The organism is Bordetella tumbae (genome assembly GCF_965139195.1).
GTDB classification, from domain to species: Bacteria; Pseudomonadota; Gammaproteobacteria; order Burkholderiales; family Burkholderiaceae_B; genus Bordetella_A; species Bordetella_A tumbae.
This window is the reverse complement of record NZ_CBCSJH010000069.1, coordinates 263-2,901: the sequence shown is the minus strand read 5'-3', so window position 1 is coordinate 2,901 and position 2,639 is coordinate 263. Positions and strand designations below refer to the sequence as shown.

Genomic DNA, 2,639 nt, shown 5'->3' with positions numbered 1-2,639 from the left:
CCCCCGGGCCCGGCCTATTTTTCCAGGAGCTCGAGCTTGCCTTCCTTGCCATTCCAGTCGTCGGCATCGGGCAGCGGTTTTTTCGCGCGGCTGATGGGGGCGAATTCGGGCGTCAACTCGGCGTTGATCGCGATGAACTGTACCTGGTCCTGCGGTACGTCTTCTTCGGCGTAGATGGCGTTGGCAGGGCATTCAGGGATACAGACTGCGCAATCAATGCACTCGTCGGGGTCGATCACCAGGAAGTTGGGGCCTTCGCGGAAACAGTCTACCGGGCACACGTCGACGCAATCGGTGTACTTGCATTTGATACAGTTTTCGGTAACGACGTGGGTCATTCGGGGCTCCGCGGACAAGCAACAGCTTTTTTGAATTCCTAAGATTTTACCCACATGCGGCCCATCGAGGCGATGATAACCCTGGCTGCGGTAGTGGCGGGGCCTCTGGCTGGAGGAGGGTGCAGGGGGCTGCTTATGCTATGGTGTGGAAAAAAATCGGTTTGACGAACCCCTGCGCGCTCGACGCGCGTCATCATGATCATTACTTCACTGCTTGACACCGATCTGTACAAATTCAGCATGATGCAGGTGGTGTTGCATCACTTTCCCGCTGCTCAGGTCGAATATCGCTATAAATGCCGCACGCCCGGCGTGAATTTGCAGCCATATCTGGATGAGATCCGCGCCGAGGTGCACGCGCTATGCCAGTTGCGGTTTACTGATGCCGAGCTGCAGTACTTGGGCGGATTGCGCTTTATCAAGAGCGATTTTGTGGATTTTCTGCGCTTGTTCCACTTGCCCGAGCGCTGCATTTTCATCGGCGAGGGCGATCAGCCCGGCGAGATATCGATCACGGTGAAAGGCCCGTGGCTGCACACGATCTTGTTCGAGATCCCGGTGCTGGCCATTGTGAACGAAGTGTATTTCCGTAATACCCGCCGGGATCCGGATTGGGCAGAAGGCCGCAAACGCCTGCAGTCGAAAATGCATCTGGTGTTGGATGATCCCGCGTTGGCGGATTTCCGGGTGGCCGAATATGGGACGCGCCGGCGCTTTTCCAAGCAGTGGCACGAGGAAATCGTGGCGACGATGAAAGCGCAGATGGGCAAGCATTTTGCGGGCACAAGCAATGTGCTGTTGGCGATGGAGCACAATGTGTTGCCGCTGGGCACCATGGGCCACGAGTATTTGCAGGCCTGCCAGGCATTGGGGGCGAGGCTGCGCGATTCGCAGGTGTATGCGTTGGAGGTCTGGGCGAAAGAGTACCGGGGCGATTTGGGTATCGCGCTATCGGATGTCTATGGCATGGACGCGTTCTTGCGTGATTTCGATATGTATTTCTGCAAGCTGTTCGATGGTGCGCGGCATGATTCGGGCGATCCGTTCGTGTGGGGCGAGCGGTTGTTGGAGCATTATCGGAACAATCGTGTCGATCCGCGCGCCAAGACATTGGTGTTTTCCGATTCGCTGACTTTTCCGCGCGCGATCGAGCTGGCGCGGCAGTTTGCGGGGCGTTGCAAGGTGTCGTTCGGGATCGGTACGAATCTGACGAATGATCTGGGTCACGAGCCGCTGCAGATTGTGATGAAGATGGTTCGATGCAATGGCCAGCCGGTGGCGAAAGTCTCGGATGCGCCAGAGAAGACGATGTGCGACGATCCGGCGTATCTGGCGTATCTGCGCCAGGTGTTTCAATTGCCGCCGGCTTGAGCGAGTGGCGTTTTTTGCCGCAGGCGTGTTTTTTTTGCCGGGCCGTTGAAGGCTGGGCATTTCTTTAACTGACTCTTTGGGGATGTTTGATGAGTGGTATTAAGCGCGTCAATGTGGAAAAGCGCCTGTCTGATATGGCCGTGTACAACGGGGTAGCGTATTTGGCTGGCCAGGTGCCGGATGATGCTTCGCTGGATATGGCGGGGCAGACGGCACAGGTTTTGGCGACGATTGATCGTTTGCTGGCTGAGGCTGGTACCGATAAGACCAAGATTCTGATGGCGCAGATTTTTGTGGCCAATATGAAAGAGTTCGATGCCATGAACAAGGCTTGGGATGCGTGGGTGCCGGCGGGCAATGCGCCTCCGCGTGCCACGGTCGAGGCGCGGTTGGCCAATCCTGATTACAAGGTTGAGATTGTGGTGACTGCTGCTGTTGCTTAAGGAGGGGGGCTGCGCTTCTTTCTTTTGAGGTAGTGAGGGGCCGTCGTGTGGAATGCGCGATGGCTCTTTTTGTTTTGGCTGGTGTTGTTGGTGTTTAGGACGAGGTAGGTGTTCTGTTGGTCGTCGAGCCGAGGCAATCGGCCCGGCCGGGCTTCACAAAGTCGGTCCGGCGCGCGGGCCGGACACCGTGTTCGCTTGTATGGTGTAAGGGCGTCTTCTGAAGGTGGGGAAGGCGCTGGGGTGAGGGACACCGTGTCGCTTCAGACATAACGTGCCTCACGCTTGGCATCCCGTTGTCGTCTCGACACGATGAATGCCGTGATCGCGCGATAAGCAATGCGATGTGATGCTGTGACATCTCGCCAGTGAGTGCTACACCGTGGCTTCACGTCAATGTAGCTCGAGAGATCTTTTTGTCCAGCAACGGTGCAACAACCCGTGCATGCAGATCCCGAACGCGATGAGCGGGGGTGCAGGGCCCCCGCTC

General features: G+C 57.2%; 3 protein-coding genes. 2 read left to right on the top strand and 1 reads right to left on the bottom strand.

The features are described from left to right. Positions 1 to 14: 14 nt before the first annotated feature. Complete coding sequence (gene fdxA / locus ACNA0J_RS29240) at positions 15 to 338, bottom strand: ferredoxin FdxA (protein ID WP_415822519.1); 324 nt, start codon at positions 336 to 338, stop codon at positions 15 to 17. 195 nt (positions 339 to 533) lie between these two features. On the opposite strand from fdxA, the gene pncB reads away from it, so the two are divergent. Together pncB and ACNA0J_RS29230 are read left to right on the top strand one after the other, a co-directional pair. Further along, entirely contained in the window at positions 534 to 1,709 is a 1,176-nt protein-coding gene (pncB, locus tag ACNA0J_RS29235; RefSeq protein WP_415822517.1) for a nicotinate phosphoribosyltransferase, read from the top strand. A gap of 89 nt (positions 1,710 to 1,798) precedes the next feature. Next, positions 1,799 to 2,152, top strand: a complete 354-nt coding sequence (locus ACNA0J_RS29230; RefSeq protein ID WP_415822516.1) for a RidA family protein — start codon at positions 1,799 to 1,801, stop codon at positions 2,150 to 2,152. The last annotated feature ends 487 nt before the right edge of the window (positions 2,153 to 2,639 follow it).